The organism is Bacillus sp. BR3(2024) (genome assembly GCF_039134555.1).
Lineage (GTDB): Bacteria > Bacillota > Bacilli > Bacillales > Bacillaceae_G > Bacillus_A > Bacillus_A cereus.
This window is the reverse complement of record NZ_CP152433.1, coordinates 2,265,921-2,291,420: the sequence shown is the minus strand read 5'-3', so window position 1 is coordinate 2,291,420 and position 25,500 is coordinate 2,265,921. Positions and strand designations below refer to the sequence as shown.

Sequence of the window (25,500 nt, the reverse complement as noted above, 5' to 3'; positions counted from 1 at the left end):
TTTCTATTTTAAGAGCATTCTTCGACTGACGCCCCGTATGACAAGCAAAAATTCTTAATCCATCTTTAACTTTATAGCTTTTGTCGCAATAAATGTTTTAATATGCTTATCTAATATCCTTGTCCCACCAAAATCATCCTCATAAAAACCTGTTATAGCAAAACCAGCTTCAATTTGGCCTTGGATTTGGTCTTCTAAAGTATGCGCATATTCTATTGTTTGATTTGAATCGATGTAATCTTGAACTTCATCCTCTGGTAAATAATCCAATGTTGATGAAGGAATTGAATGTTTAACATCAAGAATACCTTTTTGCTCTTGGTTATCATCAAAAATCCATAGTAACGGATTTGTAAATCCAGCAATAAGAATACCTTTATTCTTTAAAATCCTAGAAACTTCATTCCATACAAGATGAACATCTTTTACAAACAAATTAGAAACAGGATTTATAACAATATCAAAATATTCATCCTCAAAATCACCAAGGTCTGACATATCTCCTTGTACTGTTTTCAAAGTCAAACCATCCCGTTTTGCTACCTTTTCATCTTGTTCCAATTGCTTCTTAGATATATCAGTAACTGTTACATCTGCTCCAGCAGCAGCTAGAACAGGTGCTTGTTGTCCGCCACCTGATGCTAAGCAAAGTATCTTTAATCCATCTAATGACTTTGGAAACCACTTTCTAGGAACTGATTTTTCCGTAGTGACTGTAATCTCCCATTCACCTGATTTGCTTTTCTCAATAACCTCGCTACTTACAGGCTGCGTGTATCTAGAACCTTCTTCAACCTTCTTATCCCATGCATTACTGTTTTGTTGTGTAATATCCATTGCGATTAGTCCTCCTAACGATCTAGTTGGATTTTAAGTGTAAACTTATTAACTATTTATGCTTTCCTTTTTCTATTAACCGGCCTGATAGTTCATACATAGTTGTCTATATTTATATTAACAGATAAACACTAATAATTACTAAAAATTCTAAAAAGACACAAAAAAAGCATTCCAAATCTGTTGACAGTTGGAACGCTTTTTTATGTTATTTCATTTTTCAAGCTTTTAACTAAATCCATTAAACAAATAAGCTATGCTTTTTCTTTTTTATTCAGCAAGAGTTAACTGCCAAGATACACCATACTTATCATTTAACCAGCCAAACTTTTTACTAAACGGATAAGAACCTAAAGGCATGAGAATTGCTCCATCCTGCGCTAGTTTATGAAAGACCGTTTCAATTTCTTCTTCTGTCTCACAAGTTACATAAAGAGACATAGCTGGAGTGAATGTAAAATTATGATTTACATAACTATCAATACACATAAACTCTTGGCCATTTAGCGTAAAAGTTGCATGAATTACAGTTCCCTCTTTACCAGGTCCATTTTCATCGTAGCGAGAAATACTTACAATTTCCGATTGATCAAATAGCGACGTATAAAAATTCATTGCTTCCTCAGCTTTGCCTTCAAACATTAAAAACGTAGTAATTTTTTGATTTGTGTTACTCATATGGAGACAGCCCCTTGTTATATATTTATGTAAAACATAAGTCGGCAAAAAACCGAACGTACATTCCTATAAGTGTATTGTCTATAAAAACGATGAGTTTGTCAATTATCTACTTTATTATTTCTTCTTAAATAATGCTGTCCAAAGAAATGATTCTCCAAACATTTCTTTCGGTTGTTTCATTTGTTTCATCCTTCTAATCTCAATTACCTCAAATTCTTTAAATATCTCTCTTAACTTTTCTTCCGAGTATGCAAGACCACCTTGTAGACTCCATCCTCTATATACATCCCAATCTGTTATTTCCGATCCATTTCGCTCATCTAAATCGCCTGCCGCAAAACATGTTAATCCGAAATAACCACCCGATTTTAATGAGTTTTTAATTAAATCCACATAATTTATTCTTCTATGCGGTGGAATGTGATGCAAACAGCCCGAATCGTATACAAAATCAAATTCGTTTTGAACCTCTAAATTAAAAATTGAATCACAAATAAAATGAATTGCTACCCCTTTTGCCAATGCCCTTTCTTTAGCCCAATTAATGCCTTCTACAGATAAATCCACTGCTGTTACATCAAATCCTTGAGTCGCTAAATAAATGGCATTTCTACCTGGACCACATCCAAGTTCTAATACCTTCCCTTTTGAAACTCTCTCTTTTTGTATATACGAAACTAGATTCTCATCTGGAACATTTTCAAAAAACGGAACATCCTTTTCTCTATTCTCATAAAAATCATTCCAAAATGGTTCTGCAGGTCTTAATAATGAATCAAGCATTTTTAAAATGTCTTCTTGTGTGTGTAACGTTTCAGTTTTCATTAATACCCCTCCACAAATTAATAGTCAGAAAATTATTATATATCTTTTCGAACTTTCAAACAAAGAAAAAACTCCTATATTCAATAGGAGTTTTTGTCTTTAAAATCCGAGTACAGCTAACCATTTTAACAATTTCTCTTCTCGCGCTTTTAAATCATCATTCCTAAACTTGCCTAGTTGTATTTCACTAACAACTTCTCCGTCCTCCATAAAAAGAACTCTTTCTGTTTTCTCTGCTACCTATACAACATGAGTCACTTAAGAAGGTTACTTTGCTGAAAAATAAAGCCGATTTCGTTAAGGGATATTTTTGCTAACGCCTCTTCTTTCATACATGTTATTTCATACAATCATACTTTTCTAATAAAATAACGCTTTTGTTCACTTTTTTGATACATTTACGAAACATTCATGTGTTACCTTCATTAAGTTCTTTTCTTTTTATAATGTCGTGTGAGATATACCAACAGAGGAAGCCCTAGATCCCCTAATCCTAGGGCTTTTTTATAAGAATTTTATACATTTTATTATTTCCACTAACTCTTTAAATTGTATATACATAATATAAAATTTTCATGTTGTTATATTTTTTGATGGCCTCTTATCTTTCCTTAAAAGGCTTTTTTTCAAATAACGCTTTTATTTAATTTATATTTAAAAAGTTCCTTTTCATAAAGACTTCCCTTATATGCTATACTCATTATTAAATAATTGTATAAGGAATGTTAAAAATGGATGATAGATCGTCAAGACAATGGAAATTGCGACAAAAGTTAAGAGCACTGAAAACCAAAAACAACAATGACACAAACCCTTTGTTTAGTGAATGCCTTGAATCCCTAGGAAACGAAACTCTCATTTTCTCCCAAGAAAAAAGCCAGCAGATTGCTATTATTTTAATGAATTCATTTCCTATAACTGTCTCGGGAAGAATAGATTGGGAACAGATAGATAACCAATTTATAGCTTCGAACAAAGAACAACTAATTTCCCTGATTAGAGCAAACCAACTAGATTTTGACGAACAGATTTTTATAATATGGGATAACTATGAAATCCCTGTAGTAAGTACAAATCTTGATAAAGTATTCCAATCATTAGTTGACGTTGATGCAGTCAGTTTTTATTACTGGATATTAGACAAAGAATATAGATTCGTAATTGAAATAAATGATAAAGAATTGATTAGGATTGGGTTTCGCTAATACTCTAAGCATATGAAGCTAGTTCCCTTCATTTCTTAATATTTTCTTCGTCACCACCGCTATTATTATCATTATGAAACTTATAGCTAATATAGGTAAATAAATTTTCGTACTGAATCCTTCAAACATAAAACCATATACGACTTGCCCAATTGGTGCCATACATTGAGATACCGCTGTTATAATTGCCATTACTTTTCCTAGATTTTCATTTGGTGTTTTCTTTTGGACTACAGTAATCACATAGATGGATACAATTGTCATAATCATTGCGATTAGAAGAGAAGAAAGTATAAAGAGGATAAATGGTGGATAGTATCCTAAATTAAGAGTAAACGGTGTAACTGATAGTGCCACTGGTATAACTAATAAAGCTATGATAAGCATCCAATTATATAATGTTTTCATCTGTAACTTTTTAGCAAAGAAACCGATTGACAATGCCCCTAATATGGTTGCAAAATCAATTAATCCCATTCCAATTCCATACATCGTATCGCTACTCTGCATAGTTACTCGTAATATAATAGGTCCTCCAACAACAAATAACGGTGTCAAAATTAAGTTTAGTAAAGCTGCAAGTAACATAGCCTTCAAAATAAAAGGTTGCTTTAAAACATAAAGAAAACCTTCTTTCATATCTTTTATAATTGTCGGTATGATATGGCTTTCTTGCGCTCTTTTTATAAAAGGTATTGTAATAAACATTTCTAAAATTGCAGATAAAAAGAAAGCAAGACAACTTTTTATGACGAGCATTTTCAAACCAATTATGCCATATAATATTCCTCCTAGTACAGGTGCAACTATATTAGATAATGCTTGCACACCATTTATGATACCGTTTGCTTGTTCTAACTTTTTCTCTGGAACTAATTGCGGAATACTTGACATAACAACTGGTGCGTACATTGCACTAACGACTGCTAGTAAAAACATAATTGTTCCAATCAATAAAATAGATACCGATTCAGTTAATAACAAAACTATAAAGCTTAATACAATAGCAGCGTTTATAAAATCCAAAATGACCATTACATTACGGCGGTTGAAACGATCTGCTATCGCTCCGCCAAGAGGAGCTAACAAAAACGGGATACTCGTTATGGCATATAACCCTGCAAATATATCGGCACGTCCTGTTATATCTAGCACATATAAAGACAGTGCAAAACGTAATAGTGTTGAACCTAAAATAGTAATAATTTGACCACTTACCATTAAGTGAAAATCTTTCAAGGAAGATTGAATACTTGCTGGCATCCTCATCACATCCTTCATTTAGTCTAGACCGACTGCCGGTCTATAACACCCAAACAGAAAAAAGCTATTTCTGTTTCATTAAAACCTCGATCATATAATCAAAGGACCCTTCTTTCGCTCCAACAGATACTTCCATCATTTTAATATAAGCCTTAGCTCTTCTCATCATTTCTTCCGGTTTCCACTGAAATAAACCATCATCAAATATGACTTGTGCTGAAGAGAGTAATAATTCAATTGTTTCTTGTGGGTATGGAGTATAAAATATGCCTTCTTCTATTCCTTGCTCTAAAACTTCCGTTAATACAGGAGATAAATGTATAATGGATTGCACTAAACTTTTCTGATGCATTTCTGCATTATTTGGTTGATGGAATTGTTCAATCATTTTTTCTTTGACATCTCCTGATTTTGGTGATTGTTCCATTAAAATTTTAAATAACTTATCTAAAACGTGGATATCGGGATTGGAGACAATCCTTTTCGCCTTAGTGACATCCTCTTTAATAATCCTCATAATGATTTCATCCATTACTTCCTCCTTCGACTTAAAATAATGATAAAACGTCCCCTTTGCTATACCAATTTCTTTTAAAATATCATTCACGGTTGTTTTCGTATAACCTTTCGTAAGAAACAAACGCTCAGCTGTTTCTAAAATTTCCTTTCTACGCTCCTCATACTCCTTTACAATTCGCATTCAAGTTCTCCTTCCTACCAGACCGACTGTCGGTCTATTAAAATTATATGTTTAGTTTGCAAAAAGTTTCCTATTATCGTACATATACAACACCATACTTTCTATTTCCTTTATAAATTTTTATTTTTTAACGTCCGCTCAATTTGTTTAAAACGTATCTCATGTTTCTTATCGTCACCTTTCATTTTAGGAAAAGAACGATGCCTCCGTTCGATCTATGTACTTATCAATGGAGTATTTTGTTGAGTTCCAATATGTAATATTGCATATTTCGTACTTTTATATTTTTATATATAATAATTTATTTATAAAAATATAAATTATTAATAAGGGTGATTTATATGAGCAAGTTCCGAAAGAAGATGATTAAATATTTGCAAACATTTTGGGGATGCTTAGCATTTGGTGTATTAATGTTTGCTATCTTCTTAATTACGGATTTAACATATGTATCTTTAAATATATTAGGCTGGAGAGACTGGCTAGGTTCTGTAGCAGGCGCAACCATTTTATCTGTTGGGATGTTTACTTTAAATAAATTGAATTTAAAATAAATATTCGGTCAATACTGAATGTGGGCTGTATGCCAACATTCATTTAAAGTAGTCTTCTCTGTATCTCCTTGTATTGAGCAGTTAGCTTTTGCTAGCTGCTCTTTTATTTTGTTCCGGTTCTTGCCTCTTAAAGAACTCTTTATCTACTTTTCCCCAATAAGTACACATATCTATTCCCCTTTGCTACAAAATGAAATTTTTATTTTGTTTTACGCGTCGCTTCTTCAATCAGCCAAGATACAATATTAAAATCATTAGCTTCACCCTTTAAAGATGTTCCGTTCCAAAAGCATTCTTTCATCACTTCAAGTAATTTTTCAACAGCTTCAATTCATCTCATATTCATTTTCCCTTTCTCCCAAATAACTATTTTGTTTTATTAATTAACTGATTAATAAAACAAACACCTTTATTAAACATTCCATGTTTCTTCACCCCTTGAATATTTTTCAAATAAAAATACATACTACTTTCAAGCTGCCGTGTCCATGGCTAATACCTCTTTCTTTTGATGTATATTTTTTAAGAAATCGAAAATAATACCAACAAGCTGTTTGAACTAGCAGCTTCACTCTTCTCGCAATGGGGATGCAAATTATCACAATTAGCTAACTCATTGAACTCACTGGCAGACAACCAAAATCGTTGTCTGCTTTTTGTATGAGATTTTTCGTTTTACATATACTACTTTTGAACCTGCAGACCAATACGAGCCATTTTGGTACTTGGGATTTCCCTTCCGGGGATAAGTATTTTTTACTTATCCCTTTTTTGTATAGACACGTATATTTAGGGTAAAACTAATTACAAGCAGATTTTCTGTTTATGCGTAGTTCTAAACAAGATTACTTTTTCTCCTATTAAAGGACGGCAGGTACGACTGCTAGTCCTTTTTTCTTATTTCGCATATTATCACTACATTACCTTCATCGTCGTCGTAAGCAATTTCCCCATAAGGATGGCAGTGGTGCTTCTCGAGTTCCTCATCGATAAAAACTAACAAATTAGTTTTCCAGTTTCCAACGATCGTACACCAATACGAGTTTAATCCTTCATAAACTTCTCTTGTTCTATTTCGATAATTGCGGAATGTATAATGAAAATACTCGCTCGCTTCAATACCTTTTCTTTTAACCAAAGTGTTCTGCTGAATGACAGTAATACCCTTTCTCTACTGGTTTTGAACTATAAAATTCCCTTTATAAATTTCAAATACGGTGAATGAAATTTTTTCTTGCCATCATCCTTGTTGTATACAAACAAAAAAAGAGCCACAATATTTCGGGACTCTTTTACAATTATAACTATTTAACGACCACGTCTTTGCTGACCTTGCTTTGTACTACCTTTTTTATTACTTGGCTTATTAAATGATCGGTTATTTTCATTTCTCGAACTATTTCTTGAATCACTTCTCGAGCTATTTCTCGAATCACGTCTTGATTCACTTCTTGAACCTTCGCGGCTATCTCTTTGACGATTTTGACCTGATTTCTTCGGAGCCGGCTTTGGTACCGGTTTTCCATTTTCATCTACACGTTTTATCTTCGGTTGTTCGATTATTTCTCTTTGTATTGGTGCACCAAGCGTTTTTTCAATTTCTTCTAAATGTTTTTCATCTTTCGCTGCAACGAACGTAATTGCAAGACCTGATCCACCTGCACGTCCTGTTCGGCCAATGCGATGAATGTAACTTTCTACATCTTCAGGGATATCATAGTTAAATACGTGCGTTACACCATCTACATCAAGTCCACGAGCTGCTACATCCGTTGCGATTAAGTACTGAATTTTAGCTTCGCGGAAACTCTTCATAACTCTTTCACGTTTCGCTTGAGGTATATCACCATGAAGTTCAGCACAATTATAACCTAGTCCTTTTAAATTATCATAAAGCTTACTTGCTCTAACCTTTGTACGACAGAAAATAACAGCTAAAAATGGCTGATCACGATCCATAACAAAACGAAGTGCATCTGGCTTTGCACGGTCTGTCGTCTCAATGACACGCTGCTCAATTGTATCAACCGTTACTTCTTCACTTTGTACTTGAATCATTTGCGGTTCATCCATATAACGCTTCGCCAATTTTTTAATATCTTTTGGCATCGTTGCTGAGAATAACATCGTTTGTTTACTACCTGGTGTCTCATCTAAAATATCTTCAATATCATATAAGAAACCAAAATAAAGCATTTGATCCGCTTCATCTAGTACAATCGTTGAAAGATTACTTAAATCAATTGTTTCACGTCGTATATGATCTAATAATCGTCCTGGTGTTGCAACAACAATATGTGTATTACCTTTTAATTTTCTCAATTGTTGTGCTACATCTTGCCCACCATAAATCGCTAGTACATTAATATCTTCTCTTTGAACAAGCATTTTTTTAATTTCAGTTGTAATTTGCAGAGCTAGTTCCCTTGTTGGTGCAACAATTAAGGCCTGAACATCACTAGATTCTGGATCGATTTTTTCTAAAATCGGTAACACGAATGCTAACGTTTTACCCGTTCCTGTTTTCGCCTGCCCAATAATATCTTTACCTGACAGAATAACTGGAATTGCCTTCTCTTGAATTGGTGTTGCTTCTGTAATTCCATTTTCACGTAATGTATGATTAAAAGTTTCACTAATTCCTAATTCTAAAAAGTTTTTCAAATAGACCACTTCTTTTCCTTATTTTTCACATTAGCTTTCATTGTACCATTTGTTTCGCCAAATATGAAAAATAAAAAAATTCTTATCTTCTTTTTTTATATTCATCCTGTACTAGATGAACAAATTCTTTTTGCTTTTTCTCAGATTTTATTAATGCTTCCATGTTAGTAGAAGACAAAATATACTTTTTAATTTTTCTATTACTCCAAATTAAACTTGTATACTTCGGATCTTCATTTAGATTTCGAAACCACTCTAATTCACTTAATTTTGCGATATAGTGTTTCAATTTCATGTCATTTCGAGGATAAAATAAAATGATATCTGCTATTACATCAAATAACGAACCCATTTTCTCCCCCCTATACCCTTGCTCAAATTATATATATTCTTCTTTACATATATATTTCAATTTTACCGAAATATAATGTTACTGATTTGGTTGAAATCGCAAAATATATGAACTAAAAAACCGATCTTTTCGATTTAGGAAAGACCGGTTTTCATTAATTTATACAGTAAGCTTTCCTCCATGATAGCAATAATACTGTGCTGCTTTAAAACTTTTAATCCTATTTAAAGACTGTTTCGCTTTTTCTATATCCAAACAAAAATTCGGATTAGCTATTACTAACTCACGATTCTCTTGAACAGCCGCATCTCCCGTAATTACACAGTCTAAATTCGGAAAATATAATGAAATATGCCCCGAAGTATGTCCTGGCGTCGCTACTATTTGACATTCATTATTCAAAATCATTTGACCATCATGCACTTTTTCATCGACGGAAATATGTTTTATATTTTTTAACTGTTGTATAAACCATTTACCAAATTCTTTTTCTTCATTTGGCATACGTTCTAACATTTCTTCAGCTTGAACTAACCTCTCTGATTTTATATCACCACTAATATAGTTAGATTCAATTTCACTAGCAATAACATTAATATTTGGGTATTTCACTTTAAAATCATATACAGCCCCTATATGATCGTCATCATAATGGGTAATAATTATATTCTTTAAGTTTTTCATCTCATATCCATGTTTTAATATTGCATTTTCAATTAAAGGTAAAAAACTTGGATATCCTGTATCGACTAACGTTAATTCATTATGTAATATAATTAAACTTGGATAAATACATTGTTTTTGCCCGTTAAATTCGAATTCAATTGGTAGTTCTATTATTTTCATTTTTCTTCCCCCATACCGCTATAAAATGCATAATAATAACTAAATCATCCACATACATCTTACAATATATATACTATTTAGCGGAACACTGTGAATCGTTACATAATCCACATTATATTATTTTGAACAGGTATTCCCCTATTTTTATGGAAATATATAATTAAGAAAAACAATAAAATTGATTAATCTCTCTCTTCTTTGTCCATCCTTTTAAAAAATCTATGTTTTTGTAAAAGGAGTGTTTATATGGAGAAACAGACCCTTTGGAAAAAGTTCAAAAAAAGCTCTGTAAACCTCGGTAAATCCAGCGTATATGAAAGTATTATTTTATTCTATACAATGAAAAAGAAAGAATTACCTAATAAAGCGAAATTCATAATATTAGCCGCTTTATCTTATTACGTATTAACAATTGATTTCATTCCAGATATAGCTGCTATTATTGGGATCGGCTTATTAGATGATGTTTTAGCAATCGCTGTAGCGCATAAATACGTGATGAGACACGTAGATGCTGAAATTCGAGAGAAGAGCAAAGTAAAGATGGAGTCATTATTTACTTCAGCACAAGCATAATGAAACTATCTAGTCATTTACCATGAGAGCATTGCAGAATAAATTCCTAAACAGTAAAAGAATTTCTCTTAGTCCTCAAACCGTAAACAAATAGGGAATCAGCACTTGTTCCTAAGTTCTGACTCCCTTTTATTTATTCTTATATCTATCTGTTATACAGTTTCATGCGTTCCCTTATATAAAACTGCTATTGCCGCTACTATAAGAATCATACCCATAAAAGCAGGTGCGGCATGACCAAGTGATACATAGATTTGTCCTCCAAGAATAGGACCAATCATTCTTGCTAAAGCTTGAATAGATTGGCTTCCACCTTGAATCCTTCCTTGTTCACTAGAACTGACAGACTTTGAAAGCATCCCGTTGAATGAAGGTCCGAAAATTGAATCCCCAAAACCATACATCAGCATCCCAACGATAAGTAGTGGATAGAGTGAAAACAAAGCTGATGCCGCAATAAAACTGTATCCTATAATCTCCGAAACTATCCCAAGAATTGCTATTTGTTTATCACTAAGCTTGATCAAAAGCTTTGGCATGATAAAACTTTGTGAAACAATGTCTTGAAAGCCCAAAATTGAAAACATAAGTCCGATTAATGCAGGTTTCCAACTGAAAGTATCCATTGTAAATTGCGTGAAAATTGATTGTAAAGATCCGTTAGGTATCCAAAGTAAAAACGCTGAGACAAGTAACCACTTTAAATTTTTCATGGAAAGTATGTTTGCTAGCTGCGCAAAAGGATTTAACCTTACAAACGTTATCTCTTTCAACCTATTATTTTTGTCAAGGCTCTCAGGCATATATTTGATCCCATATACAACATTTATTAACGTTATGATTGCACCAAAATACATAGGTACAGTATCACCAAACTTGGCAAGTACCCCCCCAATGGTTGGGCCAATGATAGTTCCCGCACCTACAACTGCACTCACCCATCCAAAGTATTTCGTTCTCTGCTCTTTTGGAATGATGTCTGCAAAATATGCGAAGATAGTACTTATGCTCCCACCTGTTATACCTTCTATTATGCGTCCAGCAAATAGTACCCATAAAGCTCCTCCTATTCCCAAAACTAAGTACCCAATTGCAGAACCAAATAAGCATATTAAAAGTAATGGACGACGGCCATACTTATCGCTTAAAGCTCCGAGTACTGGTGCAGTTAAAAACACGCAGGCCGCATATACGGAAGTTAGTAGTGTAACAACCAATGCTTGTTCTTCCGGATTACTTGTATATGGCTGTACTAAGAATGGGACTACAGGCATGATGATACTGAAACCTATACCACAAAGAAATACAGAAATAAGTCCGAATAGTAAAGCATGTTTATCTATGCTTTTTTCAGTTCCCCTTTCATTTTTCAATCTAAATATAGACATTTAACTTCTCTCCTAAAAAAATTGTTGCTTTGTCAACAAAATAATAACTCTATTTTGTTGATTAGTCAACAAAAATAAAATAATAAAAAAGCAGCCTATTCTCATTAGAGTAAGGCTGCCCGTAAAAGCCCGATTGGTGAGGACTGATAATCAGTGGAGATGAAGCCCCTCACTGATTAAAGTTTCACTTTATTATTAAAATATATTACGATTTAATATGTATACCTTGTTTCTTTATTTCTGCATCCAAATGTCTACTATACTTTTCCACAAAGCTAATTATACTGTTGAATTCTTCTTCAGTCACTTGTTCAAATACAGCTTTATCTCGCTCTTGAAACTCTTTATGCAAATTTTCATGGATTTTATAAATTTCTTTCCCTTGTTCGGTAAGCCTAAAATAAATTTCTTTCTTATTTTCTGACTTTTGGTAACTTTCAACAAGGCCTTTTTGTATGAGCTTCTTAGTCATTCTACTTATAGCACCGCGAGTCACATAAAAAGCCTCTGCGAGTTGTGTCACGTTAGAATCTGCATTGTTTTCAATATATTCAATGCAGTGGACTTCAGAAGACTTAAAACCTTTAAGACCCTCTTCCATCTTATCTTTATTAAGCCAAACCAGCTTATTATATAATTCCCTGAAACCGTTCATGACCTGTTCTTCTTTATTCATGCCCTGCCCTCCTCACCGCTCATTAGCACATTAAAACTATTATATTAAATTTCTGCTTACGTTTCGACAATATTGAAATAATTATTATAACATTAAAGATATGTGTAAAAATAGGCGCTTAAATAAAATAATTTTTAAACAGCAAATTTTGCAAGTTTATTTCTACTTACAGTAAACGGTAGACAAAAAGTAAGAGCTAAGATCCTTTCTCTTAGCTCTTCTTTCATAAAACTATTTCACTTCATTAGCGACAAAAAAGTGCTCACATACACTTGATATGCGCTGTAAGTCCACATTCCCACCAGATATAACAGCCACTACTTTTTTCCCTTTTATATAACTATCAACTTTTCCTGCAAGAAGTGCAGCAGTTGCTAATGCACCTGCACCTTCTACAACAGCTTTCCCACGTTGTAATAAATCTTTCATCGCTACTTCCAGCTCTTTTTCTGATACAGTTACAATATCATCTACTAATTCTTTTACAATTTCAAATGTTAATTCACCTGGTATTTTAACTGCGCAACCATCTGCAATAGTAGGCGCCTCATAGTGTTCTACGATTGCTCCTTTATCGTAAGATGCCTTCATTCCATGAACATTATCTGCTTGGACACCAATTATATTAATGGATGGATTAAAAGATTTCAATGCTACAGAAATGCCAGAAATAATTCCGCCTCCACCAATTGGTACAATGACAGTATCTACATCCCACATATCATCAAGAATGTCTAATCCAATTGTACCTTGACCAGCCATTACCTCTACATCATCATATGGATGTAAGTATGTTTCACCTGTTTCTCTTATAATTTCTTCACATTTTGCCTTTGCATCATCAAAGGTTTCACCATGTAAAATCACTTCAGATCCATATCCTTTAGTTGCTTCAACTTTTGCCTGAGGTGCAGAAATTGGCATAACAATTTTACTCTTAATACCGAGTAAATGAGCAGATAATGCAACTCCTTGTGCATGATTACCTGCTGAACATGCAATTACACCTCTTTCTTTTTCTTGATCCGTGAGCCGCGACATTTTATTAAATGCGCCACGAAATTTAAAAGAACCCGTTAATTGCATATTTTCTAATTTCAAATGAATTTCTCCACCCGTTTTACTAGTCAAGTAAAAAGATTTTACTAATGGCGTTTTACGAGCATTTCTATCTAGAATTTTGTGAGCTTTTTTAATATCGTCTATATGTAATGGTAGTTTTCTAGTTATCATACTGACACCTCTTCCAATGTTCTATTCCTAAGTTTTCGTAAGTCGTAGCTCCTTTATACGAAAAGAAAAAGTCTTTATATATGTACCCCACTCTGAAATAAACACATTTGCAAACAATTTAACATCCTCTTCATATCGCGTTCTTTATAATGATTTAAACATGCAATTTGGATCCAATTATTCTTTTGTAAATAAGATGACTCATAATGAACGATGTATCCTTGTAATGCTAATGTATCGCCTACTACTTTAGAAGAATAATCTTCGCTCAATACAATAGTAAGTATAATTGGCGCGGCATGTTCTTTAGGTGAAACAAGCTTTAAACCCATATCAGTAATAACTTCTTCAACATAATCATATGTCTCTTTAATTTTTACAAATGCCTTTTCATCTTCAAATCTCTTCAACGCTTCTTGCAATGCATAAATTAAATTCCATGATTGTGAGTATGGAATACTTTCATTTTCTTCATACATGCCAATGTCCATATAGGCCGGCACAGCCTCGTTTATTTTTACAATGTGGTTATGAAAAACGAAAGAAATTCCTGTATATGATTTAATCGCTTTACCGCTAACACCACTTGCAAAATACACATCCTTCAAGTCTAATGGTATTGCTCCAATTGAGCTTATGCAATCTACACACAGTTTCATTTGATTCTCGTTACAAAGAGTATTTAGCTCGTTTAAATCGTTTAACATTCCAGTAGATGTTTCATGATGAACAAACCAAATCCATTCATAATTTCCAGTTGTCATAATTTCTTCTAATTCGGTATAAATAAATGGATCTCCCATTTCCTTTTTATACGTATCAAAATGTAACCGTGCTCGTTTTGCATGTCCAACTAATCTATTACCAAATTCCCCATTTGTTAATACTAGTCCTTTCCCTTTTAAAGAACGTAACTGTAAAGCAATCGCATCATTTGCTAACGTCCCTGTTCCTAACATAAGCTGTACATGTTTTGCTTTTGTCATGTGAAGTAACCGTTTTTTCACATTGTCCATCATCACTTGAAATGACTTAGAGCGATGGGAAATAGGTCGCGTAGAAAATGCCTTTCGAACGTTCTCTTCAATATCTACTGGACCAGGTAAAAACGTATATTCTTTCGTCATAATCCCCCCAACACTCGACTCTTCAAACATAGCAGGGGTAACATACATTGGCTGGAAGGCTGCTTCTTTTGTACCAACTAACGTATGGAAAGATTTGAATCCCATTTGCTCATATAAAGCTAGTTCACGTGTTGTTGCAGAAATGAGTGCTAATTCATATCCATTTAGAAGCAAATAACGATGTAGAAAACGAATTAATCCTAACAACGCTCTTCCATTTCTATATTCACGTTCTACTGAAAGTAAACGAATTTCATACACTTTTTCTCCATGCTCTTGCAAATAAATATCTAAATTTGAAATTTTATAATCTAACGAGAATGGTCGTTTTCCCCGCACTGCGACCATACCTACTAATCTATCCTCATCTAAACAAATTAAATATGTATTTTCTTTATGAAACCGATCTATACGAAACCGTTCTTTCGTTTCTTCATGTTGTGGTATCTCTTCTACAAAAGTTTTATAATTCAATTTATGTATACTTTCAAATTCCCAATCTTGATCAGCAACTTTATAAATTAACCCCATGCCTTATCTCCTTTATCTATTTAATAAAAAATGATAAGTGGAGATTATCCCCACTTATTAAACATTCATTTTATTCTCGATTTACATATAGAATGAGTACAATAATTATTCCACTTAATATAGTGGTAACAATAGAATAAGAATAAAGAATCATACAAATTGGTAAACAAGCAATCGTAATTAGTCCTGGCTTCGTAAACCCTTTAAATATTAAATAAAATACAATAAAAATGCATAAGAGGGTAAGCGCTATCAAATAATCAAATGCGATTAGTCCTCCTATAAATGTTGAAATACCTTTACCGCCCTTGCCTTTAAATAAAACTGGATAAATATGTCCAATAATAACGGTCAATAATGTTAACATTACGAATGTAGGATCTTCAAAAAGGTATTTTGCTACAGCAACAACGATTGCCCCTTTAATTGCATCACCTAAAAATGTAGCGATGAAATACCCTTTTCCATATACGCGCCCCATATTTCTTGCGCCAGGATTTCCGCTTCCTTCATCCCTAATATCAACGTTATGTCTCAATTTTGTTACTATATAAGCGGTCAATATGTTTCCAATTAAATAAGAAGCCACCAAATATAAAAACTGCATACTATTAATCATGTAATCATTCACTTTCTACATGGGAATACATATACAATATTCAATTACTACGTATATTGTACGTTTTTAACATACATCCCTTTATACATTTTAACATCATATTTTTACAAATCATACAAAAATTCTCATACCTATTTTTAAAAATATATATCCCTCATTAAATAATATGTTCCTTTCACTGCCATTTCTGCTTGTGATACGAATGTAATTTCTTTCATACTTTCTTCACACCATTTCTTAAATACAGCAAATATTTCAGGAACTAAACGCAATATACTGCCACTTACTGCAATTGGCGTTGAGTGCTTAAAGTTCAACTTGTTATAAACATTTACTGTAATCCTTGCTAATTCCTTTCCAGCTTGCATCATAATTTCATGCGCATCATCATTGCCATCTCTCGCTTCCTGAATAACTAATGGGGCGATTGCTGCAATTTTATCTTTAGAAGAAGTATATACTAAGCTTTTTATATGAGACGGTATCAAAAGTTGAAACTGCCTTTGAATATTCAAACTCAATGGACAAAGACTGATTCCTTGATCGAACTGAATTGCCATTTTCTTTAAAGCTTGTAATGCAATCCAATATCCGCTCCCCTCATCTCCTAAAATATGTCCCCATCCACCGCTATACTGATATACTTCTCCTTTTTTTCCTATACAAATTGCACCTGTACCACCTATAGTTAATATTCCATCCTTACCTTTTAAAGCAGCTGCATGTGCGATCATTGCATCATTAAAAATTTCAATTTTTGTTCCGTATTTCTTTTTTAAACGTAATGTTAATTCATTTGTATTCGCTCCGCTTATACCAGCTAATCCTAAACAAACACAAACACAATGCCCATTTATTAAACTCTTCTGGCATTGATTAATTGCTTCCATAATATGCACAAGAGCTTCTTCAAAATCTATTAATATGTTTCCAAAACCACTGGTAGCTCTTACAAGTTCATTTCCGTCTTTATCAAATGCAATTGCCTCGGTCTTCGTTCCCCCGCCATCTACTCCAATCATATACTTCATATGTTCGCCTCATTTTCATTTGCGTATGGAGGGAATGTTATATTCCCTAAAATTATGGAATTCTTAGCACCTGTTGCGCTCGGCACATTACTCGGATTACGATGATACGTTTCGTTTGCTAAAATAGCAAATGCAATTGCTTCTTTCGCTGCTGAAGAATGACCAATATCTTCTTGTATACATATGCTACATTTCTCTTCTCTTAATCCATTCCGTAACATTTCAACAAGTGTATTATTATAACTTCCACCACCACCTAAAATCACCTCATCAATTTCATAATACGGCAAAATAAACGCCTTATAATGATGAACAATTGAACATGCTGTAAACATCGTGACAGTTGCCAATATATTTTCTTTACTATGCTTTTTAAATCGATTCAATAATTCAGTCACAAACGCTTCTCCAAACTGTTCTCTACCTGTTGATTTTGGTGGTTTCATGTTCAAAAATGGATGGTTCATACAGTATGTTAAAATTTCATCTACAACTACCCCCTGCTTTGCAATCCAACCATTTTGATCATATGGTACATGAAATAATCTTTGACATACTTCATCGATTACCATGTTGCCTGGTCCAGTATCGAAAGCAATAACACTCTCTTTACTTCGTTTACTTGGAACCACTGTAACATTACCAATCCCACCAATATTTTGTAGTAGTCTATTTTTAGTTTGATGCCGATATAAAATAATCTCTGAATATGGTACAAGTGGTGCACCTTGTCCCCCTGCCGCCATGTCCATCGTTCGGAAATTCGAGATAACCGTCGTGTTCGTTTCATATGCTATTACTGCTGGTTCCCCAATTTGCAATGTTGAAGAAATAATATTCCCTTCTTGCTTTGGCTGATGATAAATCGTTTGTCCGTGAGAGCCTATTAAATCTAATTGTCTCAAAGGAAAATTGGCCTCTTTACAAACTTCCTTTACAGCATTGGCGAAGCATAAACCAAGTTTAAAATTTAAACTACATATAAGTTGGACATTCGAAGTTTCAATTGATAACGCTTGTTGGATCTCATTTTTCATATCATTACAAAATGGAACAGTAGTAAAATGGATGAGTTCGATTTTAGAATCTACACCACTTCCTTCTATATGAACGAGCGCTACATCTATTCCATCTAATGAAGTACCAGACATTACCCCTGCAATATACATAACGTGCATGACCTCCTATTTACTAAAAAACAATCATGTAAGTAACGAACGTACAACCAATCGAAAACAATATAAATCTAAAAAACAACTGAGATTTCGATGCAAACGATCCATCAATGAAAGAAACAACTACCGTAAGCAAAACGCTTGCCGCAATACTTGTAACAAGCCAGATACTATGCATTTGTGATAGATTTAGCATGCCTAATAAAGGGACAAAAAGTAAATTTGCACAAATCACTCCAAATAATAATAAAAATACGCCTTTATAACTAAATTTTATATTCATTCTATTTCCCCCTTTCTAGTTTTAATGTGAAAGAAGTGATAGACAAAAAGTCTATCACTCAAAATAACAGCGTGCAGATTAAGGATTAACAGATTCCCCGTCACCATTTTTTTCAATTTCAAGCATATTTTTGTCGTACATTTTAAAGAATGGTAAATAAATAAGGAACGATATTGCTATATTTATAAAAACTAATACAATCGCACGCCAATCTCCACCTGTTGCTAAATATGCACCAATTGGAGCAGGTAATGTCCATGGCGGCATAATATGCGTTGGTGTTACAAATCCCATCGCAGTTGCTGAATATGCAACAGTTGCTGTTACAAGTGGTGTAATGATAAATGGGATAATTAAAATTGGATTTAGTACAATCGGTAATCCGAATATGACTGGTTCATTAATATTAAAAATACCCGGAACAATACAAGTTCTTGATAATGCTTTCGAATATTTCGATCGACCAAATACAATCATAGCTAATACAAGCCCTAACGTCGCACCAGAACCGCCAATCCATATAAACCATTGATATAACGGCTCTGGTGAAATAAATGGCAACTGATCTGCTCCACTAGCAACTGCTTCACCATTTTTCCCTAGGTATACTTCCCATAATGGCCGAGCAACAGTTCCAACAACCGACACACCATGGATTCCGAATGACCAAAAAAACGTAATTAAAAACACTGGAATCATTACACCGAAGTAACTATCCCCAGCTTTTACCAATGGTGCTGCTAATTTATCAACAACATGGTGTAAATCAATGCTAAAAACGACAGTTACTAGACTCATTATAATAATAACGAATGCTGCAGGTATAAGTGCTTCAAATGAACGCGATACAGATGGCGGTACTTGTTCTGGCATTTTAATCATTACATTTTTCTTCTTACAAAACCTTAAAATCTCTACGGATAAAATAGAAACAATCATCGTCACAAATAATCCATGACCTCCGAGATTTGTCATCGGAAGCATGAATCCTTTTTTATCAATTAACTCAGGCGTTAATGTTAAAAGTAGTGAACATACCGCGAGCTGTGCTCCTGATAAAGCATCTAATTTATAACTTTTCGCTAAATTATATCCTATTCCAAATGCGATATATAAGGACATAATAAACATGGTTAAACGATATGGTATCAATATACTTGTTTGATTCTTTAATGCCCAAACTGATATAAAACTATCTTTCGGCAGTGGTGGAAATGCTACTATTAAAAAGAAGCTTCCTACTATAATAAATGGTAACGCCGAAATAACTCCATCACGGATTGCTTGTAAATGTCTCTGCTCAGAAAGCCTTGCCATCGGTCCAGATAAGTTTTTATCAAGAAACGTGACAAACTTATTCATAACGTTTCCCCCTAACTGATTAATTCATTTACAGTTTTTAATAAAGTCGGGCCGCCAAGCGGTGTGTATGCTTGCGGCGGTATGATGCCACACGGAATAGATTCCTCCTCTGCAAATTTTTTTACAGAGTCAAATCGGTGTCTTATTTGAGGTGCCACCATTACGACATCCCAGCCATTCTTTACTTCTTCCTCTACCTCATTCGTTCCAATTGCATGCACTTCCATGTTCACACCATTTTTCTCCGCTTCTTTTTTTAAAGCGTTTACAACAATTGCACTGGACATTCCTCCAGAACAGACGAACAAAACTTTCATTTATTAATCCTCCTATACTTATAATTTATTACCCTTCAAATAAAAGGAAGTTTCACTTTACTAACAAGCATATGAAGTAGTAAATGAATTTAGTTATAATGAAAGTAAATTTCATTAAAAATATTTTTCCTATTAAATTAATGTTTCAATATGCAATTTTCTCTATTGCAAGGTCAACCTCGCCTCAGATATTATTTTAAATAATCATATGATAGGGAGGCGTATAAATGATCGTTAAACGTTTATTAATGATATGTTGTATCGTTATCTTGTTCATCCCTTTCTCTTTCATTCCCCCTCACTCTACTTATGCTGAAGTAAATACTACGTACAAAAAACATGAATTACGTGCTGTATGGATCGCATCAGTTCTGAATATTGATTGGCCCTCAAAAACTGGCTTACCTATTGAAAAACAGAAGCAAGAATTTATAAGATTATTAGACGATGTAAAAAGCACTGGTATGAATGCAGTTGTTGTACAAATTAAACCAACCGCTGATGCTTTCTATCCTTCAAATTACGGTCCTTGGTCTGAATACATTACAGGAACACAAGGAAAAGATCCTGGTTATGACCCGCTCGCATTTATGATTGAAGAAACTCATAAAAGAAATATAGAATTCCACGCTTGGATTAACCCATACCGAATAACGATGAATCACACCGATATAAATCGATTATCAAATAATCACCCTGCAAGGCAACATCCCGATTGGGTTGTCACTTATGGCGGAAAGTTATATTACAATCCCGGTATTCCGGAAGTGAAAAAATTTATAACAGAAGGCGCTTTAGAAATCGTACAAAATTACGATATTGATGCGCTGCATATGGATGATTATTTTTACCCATATAAAGTAGCCGGTGAAGAATTTCCAGATCAGAAAACATACGAAACATATAATAATGGTAGATTTACAAATATAGAAGATTGGCGACGTAATAATGTAAATGAACTTGTAAAAGATTTAAATACTGCTATAAAACAAGAAAAATCATATGTAAAGTTTGGCATTAGTCCGTTCGGCGTATGGCGAAATATAGCTGACGATCCCACTGGCTCTAACACAACCGCAGGCCAAAGAAACTATGATGACCTTTATGCTGACACACGTGAGTGGATACAAAAAGGATATATTGACTACATTACACCGCAAATATATTGGAATATAGGTTTCACCCCAGCTGCATATGACATATTAGTAGATTGGTGGGTTAAAGAAACAAATAACAAACCGCTTCACCTATACATCGGTCAAGCGGCCTATAAAATTAATAATAACTCCGTCCCTGCTTGGTCTGATCCAGAAGAATATCCAAAACAAATTGCATTAAACCGGCTATATCCTGATATAAAAGGTAGTATGCATTTTAGCTTAAAAGATATTAATAACAATCCACTCGGAGTTAAAGATAGACTTTCAAAAAACATATATAAACATCCTGCATTAATCCCGCCTATGCCTTGGCTTGATCATGATCCACCAAAACAACCGACTTTAAAAGGCGCCATTCCAAGAGATGAAGGTATTGCAATCGGTATCATTGACAATAGAGATAATGATTCTGCTTATTACGCTATTTACCGCGTGAATGGGAAAAATGAAGTGGATATACAAAATCCCAAGAATTTACTTACTACTGTAAGAAAAACAAAACTTGGAGAAATTTATGTAGATAAAACCGCTATTTCCGGAGAAACGTATACCTATGTCGTAACTGCAGTTGATCGATTGCATAATGAAAGTGTGGCTTCTAGTAAATCTACTATTCAAGCAAAATAAAAGTAAGAGCCCCCATTTTTTTGAATGCGGGCTCTTACTTTTATTTTCGTAGTTCACTATATTGAATATGAATTCTATTCTCAGGATTTTTATCTACTGTGTAAAGTACAAATAAGAAGAACCATTCTAGTGGCTTCATTAAAATATAAACAAAATCAGCCGACCATTTCGTATTAATATGTTTACTAATTGGATAACCGTATTTATCATAAAAATTACGAATCACTTTATGACATTTTGGTACCCGCTCCTCAATTACATTTTCAAAAGCGTTCGCAATTAATAACTGTCGATTAACTGTAATTCTTTCCCCATGCCTAATTCCTGCTCGTAATGGCTTAACGATGTTTTTATGGCCTTTCACAGAAACTGTACATAAATAATGCCCATCCCCGGAGACAATTTGAGGACTTGGGGCAGGAATCTTAGAATAATTAAAACTACTTGTTTCCATAAACACTCTTATAAAACTATCTGGTTTTTGGCCAAACAGTATTAAAATAAATTGAACAATTAACAAGACAGGAAATAAACTTATCATCCAGACTGTAGCCATTTTTTGATATCCAAAAGAAATACGATACAGCAATAATATAATTCTGTTGCTCTGCGTATAATCTTTCTCATTCTGAGATTGTATGAAATAACCTAATGTATTTCTTAATTTAGCTAAGAATAATAGACTAAAGGCAACCATTCCAACTTGAATACAAAAGACTGGAATGTATCTCAATCCTCCGAGTTCCGTATAAAAGGCAAAGCCTGTATGGGTAATATAGATGAATGTATATACAATGTTTACTATCATTAAAGTACTATAAAAAATATAAAATATTGGTGAAAGTTTTATTAAGCCTGTTGTTAATTTCCAATACGAAACTCCACCTAAAATAACTAAGAGAACTACTATCGTAATGTGGTCATGGGCTAAAGAAGCATATTGATCAGACATCATTCCGTTCTTTTCAAATTTATGTAATGGTATTCCTGCTCTTACATCATTTGCATTCCACATAATACCTAAACCAAAGATAAAATAACTCAAACCCAGTGATAATATTTCCTGTGGCTCGAACTTTAGTATACTTGAGGAATTTTCCTTCTTCGATTGGAAACTATCCCAAGCTTTACTAATGGGATAGCCCAGAAATAAAAATAAAATTACAAATAGGATGACTAACTCAAATAACACAATACCATACCCCTTTTATAATAATTATTTACACAAAGTACAAAAAACCACTCTATATTTTACCATTTATTTACGTTTGCATATACAATTTTACAAAAGATTAAACGCTCTCAATTTACAAAAAAAAAAACGCCTAAAAGCTGAAACATTCAACTTTTTAGGCGATCTCTTCTATTTATTCTTAAACTTCTCAGTCGCTGCTCTCATCTTCACATTTAAATCGTGATCAATTGAGTCGCGAATATCTCGCTCTACTACTTCCATTTCTTTTTGGAAATTTTCCAAGTAGATTTTCAGTTCTTCTTCCTTCTCTGGTCTTTGTGAAGGTGGTAATTGTACTACCAGCGATAACATGGCCGTTAAATCTTTCATTAAGAATGTTTCAAGTTTATGTTGTTGTTCAAACATGCGTTGCTCTTGATAGTACGGAAGTGCATTTAATACTGAAATTGTAATATCATCAACCGTTCTTTGTAATGAAGGATTTATTGAGCGTTTATACGCTTGAATTGTATTTAATGCGTCTGGATAACGGTCATAAAAATACAATTTGTAAAATGATAAGTCTGTCGGTTTTACAGTTTGCTGCGCTTCTTGTCTTAAGAAATCTTTCACTTTCATCGTAGCCACATCAATATCTTCATTCGTAAGCTTTTTCGTAGTTTTTGCCATTACATGCACTTTTTTCTGCTTTTCTTTCGGTAACATCGAGAAGACTTGCTCTCTCGTACGTTGACCTGATGCACAAAATAGAGTATTTAATGTATTTTGTTCTTTCTTTCCTTCGGTGCGAATCCAGCGATAAAACAGTGGATGTTGTGTAAATTCTTGTAGAAACGGTATTGATTTGTTTGATATCTTATCTAAAGAATCTTGCGCTCTTTTATATGGCTTCGTCCATGAAAAATACAGTTTCCGCCCGAAGTATACGACTAAAACAACGACAGTAAATGCTATTAAAAGCAATGTACCGAGTAGTAATAGTACTGTTTGAATGAAACTCATTTGTTCACCTCCTCTAATAATCCGTTATTTCCTTGGACGCTGAATGAGTTTCTGCTTCATCTCATCATTAAATGTGTCTAGTTCAATAACGAACTTCTTGCTTGACTCAATAATACGTTCTGACGATTTTTCAGATGCTTCAATTGCAGCGAACACATTTTGGAATGATTCACGTAATTTATCCATGCTAATAGCAGGGTTTTCAAGCAATTTCGTCGTTTCTTCTGTATTTTGTTTTAACGCTTGAGAATTACTTAATACCATCGATTCAATTGCTTCATTCGTTGCATTTACCGCATCAATTGTTTTACGTTGATTCGTTAATGCAAGCTGAATAGCAGCTGAAACTGTTACAACGTTTTGCGTCATCGTAATTGCATTACGTATTGCCTCTGTTAATTTTTCATTATTTTTCTTAATGATGTCTACAGAAGCTATAGATTGTAATAATACACTTTTCGCTTGCTGCATATTACGTGTACGTACAAGTATCTTTTCTAATGCATCGTTAATTAACGGAATATCCCTTTGACGCTCTGGGTTTTGTTTCTCAGCTTCAAGCATGCCAGCAAGCTTTTTCCCTAAGTATACTTGTTTATCAAGAGCATGAATTTTATCGTGCGATTGTTCTTTTAACATTTCAAGACCAACTGTATCCTCTTGTAAGTTATCACGACCAATTAGAAGGGATCTAATAATTTCCTCAATTTGCTTATCTATAGATTGATATTTATGCACGTATGTTTCAAGTGGATTTTTCTTAAATACTTTAAACATAATTTTCTTCATACCACTTGCTTTTAATGAATTCGGATCAAGCTCTGATACTACTTTGCGTAATTCTAACAATGTATTTGGAATTTCTTCATTCTTTCCATTCATCATCGCTGTGACAGGACGTTTTAATGCTGATAACGTTTGTCCTGCTGCTTGTTGTTCTTTATCCCCCAAATCTCCTAGCTGCGACAATACTTTCGATAAATCTGTATTTTGCTCGCTATTTAACTTTTGTACATAAAGATCGGCTTCTTTATTTAATTCATCAAGTTCTTCATCTTTTATAACTGTATCAACCACTACTTCTACATTATTATCTTTCACAATGGATACAGGTTCTTTTTTCTCGAGTTCAGTCAACAAAATCGCTCCTTTATTTATATGTGCGAATTTATATGCACTATATTTCATCAATTATATCGTATTTCATACACATTCTGATTGCTTGAAATCGATTTTTTTAGAAATGTCTGTTTATGCAGTCATTCCCTGTT

25 protein-coding genes and 1 pseudogene are annotated in these 25,500 nt (G+C 33.6%); 4 read left to right on the top strand and 22 right to left on the bottom strand.

Features of this window, described 5'->3' with window-relative positions:
- Window positions 1-54 precede the first annotated feature (54 nt).
- The 4 genes and pseudogenes from V7S45_RS11895 to V7S45_RS11880 form a co-directional block, all read right to left on the bottom strand.
- The gene (locus tag V7S45_RS11895; RefSeq protein WP_342761832.1) at window positions 55-837 is read right to left on the bottom strand and encodes a class I SAM-dependent methyltransferase; all 783 of its coding nucleotides are present in this window, start codon (window positions 835-837) and stop codon (window positions 55-57) included.
- A gap of 270 nt (window positions 838-1,107) precedes the next feature.
- Window positions 1,108-1,515 (bottom strand): VOC family protein, encoded by a 408-nt coding sequence (locus V7S45_RS11890; RefSeq protein WP_000072495.1) that lies wholly within the window; start codon window positions 1,513-1,515, stop codon window positions 1,108-1,110.
- A 117-nt stretch (window positions 1,516-1,632) separates the two neighbouring features.
- Window positions 1,633-2,343 (bottom strand): class I SAM-dependent methyltransferase, encoded by a 711-nt coding sequence (locus V7S45_RS11885; protein ID WP_025688183.1) that lies wholly within the window; start codon window positions 2,341-2,343, stop codon window positions 1,633-1,635.
- Between the two features lie 99 nt (window positions 2,344-2,442).
- Window positions 2,443-2,687, bottom strand: a pseudogene (locus V7S45_RS11880) (hypothetical protein); the annotation flags it as partial.
- Between the two features lie 387 nt (window positions 2,688-3,074).
- On the opposite strand from V7S45_RS11880, the gene V7S45_RS11875 reads away from it, so the two are divergent.
- Window positions 3,075-3,548, top strand: a complete 474-nt coding sequence (locus V7S45_RS11875; RefSeq protein WP_000342724.1) for a hypothetical protein — start codon at window positions 3,075-3,077, stop codon at window positions 3,546-3,548.
- Between the two features lie 18 nt (window positions 3,549-3,566).
- Here the strand turns inward: V7S45_RS11875 and V7S45_RS11870 are convergent, their stop codons facing one another.
- Both V7S45_RS11870 and V7S45_RS11865 read right to left on the bottom strand, forming a co-directional pair.
- Complete coding sequence (locus V7S45_RS11870; protein ID WP_342761831.1) at window positions 3,567-4,811, bottom strand: MFS transporter; 1,245 nt, start codon at window positions 4,809-4,811, stop codon at window positions 3,567-3,569.
- Between the two features lie 64 nt (window positions 4,812-4,875).
- Window positions 4,876-5,511, bottom strand: a complete 636-nt coding sequence (locus V7S45_RS11865) for a TetR/AcrR family transcriptional regulator (RefSeq protein ID WP_001223578.1) — start codon at window positions 5,509-5,511, stop codon at window positions 4,876-4,878.
- 341 nt (window positions 5,512-5,852) lie between these two features.
- Here V7S45_RS11865 and V7S45_RS11860 point away from each other — a divergent pair, with 341 nt between their 5' ends.
- Complete coding sequence (locus V7S45_RS11860; RefSeq protein WP_025688175.1) at window positions 5,853-6,065, top strand: hypothetical protein; 213 nt, start codon at window positions 5,853-5,855, stop codon at window positions 6,063-6,065.
- A 1,308-nt stretch (window positions 6,066-7,373) separates the two neighbouring features.
- Here the strand turns inward: V7S45_RS11860 and V7S45_RS11855 are convergent.
- From V7S45_RS11855 to V7S45_RS11845, 3 genes are all read right to left on the bottom strand, one after another.
- Window positions 7,374-8,738 carry a DEAD/DEAH box helicase gene (locus V7S45_RS11855; protein ID WP_025688173.1) on the bottom strand — a complete coding sequence of 455 codons (1,365 nt, stop codon included), beginning with the start codon at window positions 8,736-8,738 and terminating at the stop codon, window positions 7,374-7,376.
- Window positions 8,739-8,811: 73 nt separating this feature from the next.
- Window positions 8,812-9,081, bottom strand: coding sequence for a hypothetical protein (locus V7S45_RS11850; protein ID WP_025688172.1), 270 nt, complete (start codon window positions 9,079-9,081; stop codon window positions 8,812-8,814).
- A 159-nt stretch (window positions 9,082-9,240) separates the two neighbouring features.
- Window positions 9,241-9,927 carry an MBL fold metallo-hydrolase gene (locus tag V7S45_RS11845; protein WP_025688171.1) on the bottom strand — a complete coding sequence of 229 codons (687 nt, stop codon included), beginning with the start codon at window positions 9,925-9,927 and terminating at the stop codon, window positions 9,241-9,243.
- 246 nt (window positions 9,928-10,173) lie between these two features.
- Here V7S45_RS11845 and V7S45_RS11840 point away from each other — a divergent pair, with 246 nt between their 5' ends.
- On the top strand, window positions 10,174-10,503 hold the full coding sequence (locus tag V7S45_RS11840; RefSeq protein WP_025688168.1) for a DUF1232 domain-containing protein: 330 nt from the start codon (window positions 10,174-10,176) through the stop codon (window positions 10,501-10,503).
- 152 nt (window positions 10,504-10,655) lie between these two features.
- Here V7S45_RS11840 and V7S45_RS11835 read toward each other — a convergent pair whose 3' ends face one another.
- The 10 genes from V7S45_RS11835 to V7S45_RS11790 all read right to left on the bottom strand — a co-directional run bounded on the left by V7S45_RS11835 (window position 10,656) and on the right by V7S45_RS11790 (window position 20,245).
- Window positions 10,656-11,891 carry an MFS transporter gene (locus V7S45_RS11835; RefSeq protein WP_342761830.1) on the bottom strand — a complete coding sequence of 412 codons (1,236 nt, stop codon included), beginning with the start codon at window positions 11,889-11,891 and terminating at the stop codon, window positions 10,656-10,658.
- A 205-nt stretch (window positions 11,892-12,096) separates the two neighbouring features.
- Entirely contained in the window at window positions 12,097-12,567 is a 471-nt protein-coding gene (locus tag V7S45_RS11830; RefSeq protein WP_001030904.1) for a MarR family transcriptional regulator, read from the bottom strand.
- A 231-nt stretch (window positions 12,568-12,798) separates the two neighbouring features.
- The gene (gene tdcB / locus V7S45_RS11825) at window positions 12,799-13,800 is read right to left on the bottom strand and encodes a bifunctional threonine ammonia-lyase/L-serine ammonia-lyase TdcB (protein WP_000632955.1); all 1,002 of its coding nucleotides are present in this window, start codon (window positions 13,798-13,800) and stop codon (window positions 12,799-12,801) included.
- Between the two features lie 74 nt (window positions 13,801-13,874).
- Entirely contained in the window at window positions 13,875-15,458 is a 1,584-nt protein-coding gene (locus tag V7S45_RS11820; protein ID WP_342761829.1) for an aminotransferase class V-fold PLP-dependent enzyme, read from the bottom strand.
- Between the two features lie 70 nt (window positions 15,459-15,528).
- On the bottom strand, window positions 15,529-16,077 hold the full coding sequence (gene plsY / locus V7S45_RS11815) for a glycerol-3-phosphate 1-O-acyltransferase PlsY (protein ID WP_025688161.1): 549 nt from the start codon (window positions 16,075-16,077) through the stop codon (window positions 15,529-15,531).
- A gap of 137 nt (window positions 16,078-16,214) precedes the next feature.
- Window positions 16,215-17,108 carry a BadF/BadG/BcrA/BcrD ATPase family protein gene (locus V7S45_RS11810; RefSeq protein ID WP_025688159.1) on the bottom strand — a complete coding sequence of 298 codons (894 nt, stop codon included), beginning with the start codon at window positions 17,106-17,108 and terminating at the stop codon, window positions 16,215-16,217.
- Entirely contained in the window at window positions 17,105-18,277 is a 1,173-nt protein-coding gene (anmK, locus tag V7S45_RS11805; RefSeq protein ID WP_000274965.1) for an anhydro-N-acetylmuramic acid kinase AnmK, read from the bottom strand. Before anmK ends, V7S45_RS11810 begins: the two co-directional genes overlap by 4 nt.
- A gap of 22 nt (window positions 18,278-18,299) precedes the next feature.
- Window positions 18,300-18,566, bottom strand: a complete 267-nt coding sequence (locus V7S45_RS11800; protein ID WP_025688156.1) for a hypothetical protein — start codon at window positions 18,564-18,566, stop codon at window positions 18,300-18,302.
- A 78-nt stretch (window positions 18,567-18,644) separates the two neighbouring features.
- Complete coding sequence (locus V7S45_RS11795) at window positions 18,645-19,928, bottom strand: PTS sugar transporter subunit IIC (RefSeq protein ID WP_001032280.1); 1,284 nt, start codon at window positions 19,926-19,928, stop codon at window positions 18,645-18,647.
- A gap of 11 nt (window positions 19,929-19,939) precedes the next feature.
- Window positions 19,940-20,245 carry a PTS sugar transporter subunit IIB gene (locus tag V7S45_RS11790; RefSeq protein ID WP_000865907.1) on the bottom strand — a complete coding sequence of 102 codons (306 nt, stop codon included), beginning with the start codon at window positions 20,243-20,245 and terminating at the stop codon, window positions 19,940-19,942.
- 227 nt (window positions 20,246-20,472) lie between these two features.
- Between V7S45_RS11790 and V7S45_RS11785 the strand changes: the two genes are divergently transcribed.
- Window positions 20,473-22,032, top strand: a complete 1,560-nt coding sequence (locus V7S45_RS11785; protein ID WP_025688153.1) for a family 10 glycosylhydrolase — start codon at window positions 20,473-20,475, stop codon at window positions 22,030-22,032.
- Between the two features lie 40 nt (window positions 22,033-22,072).
- Here the strand turns inward: V7S45_RS11785 and V7S45_RS11780 are convergent, their stop codons facing one another.
- From V7S45_RS11780 to V7S45_RS11770, 3 genes are all read right to left on the bottom strand, one after another.
- A complete protein-coding gene (locus tag V7S45_RS11780; RefSeq protein ID WP_088345788.1) occupies window positions 22,073-23,224 on the bottom strand; it encodes a DUF6688 family protein in 1,152 nt (383 codons plus the stop codon).
- A 171-nt stretch (window positions 23,225-23,395) separates the two neighbouring features.
- Window positions 23,396-24,229: a DUF3974 domain-containing protein gene (locus V7S45_RS11775; protein ID WP_342761828.1), complete on the bottom strand. Its 834-nt coding sequence runs from the start codon at window positions 24,227-24,229 to the stop codon at window positions 23,396-23,398.
- A 24-nt stretch (window positions 24,230-24,253) separates the two neighbouring features.
- On the bottom strand, window positions 24,254-25,366 hold the full coding sequence (locus tag V7S45_RS11770; protein WP_000137402.1) for a toxic anion resistance protein: 1,113 nt from the start codon (window positions 25,364-25,366) through the stop codon (window positions 24,254-24,256).
- Window positions 25,367-25,500: the final 134 nt, after the last annotated feature.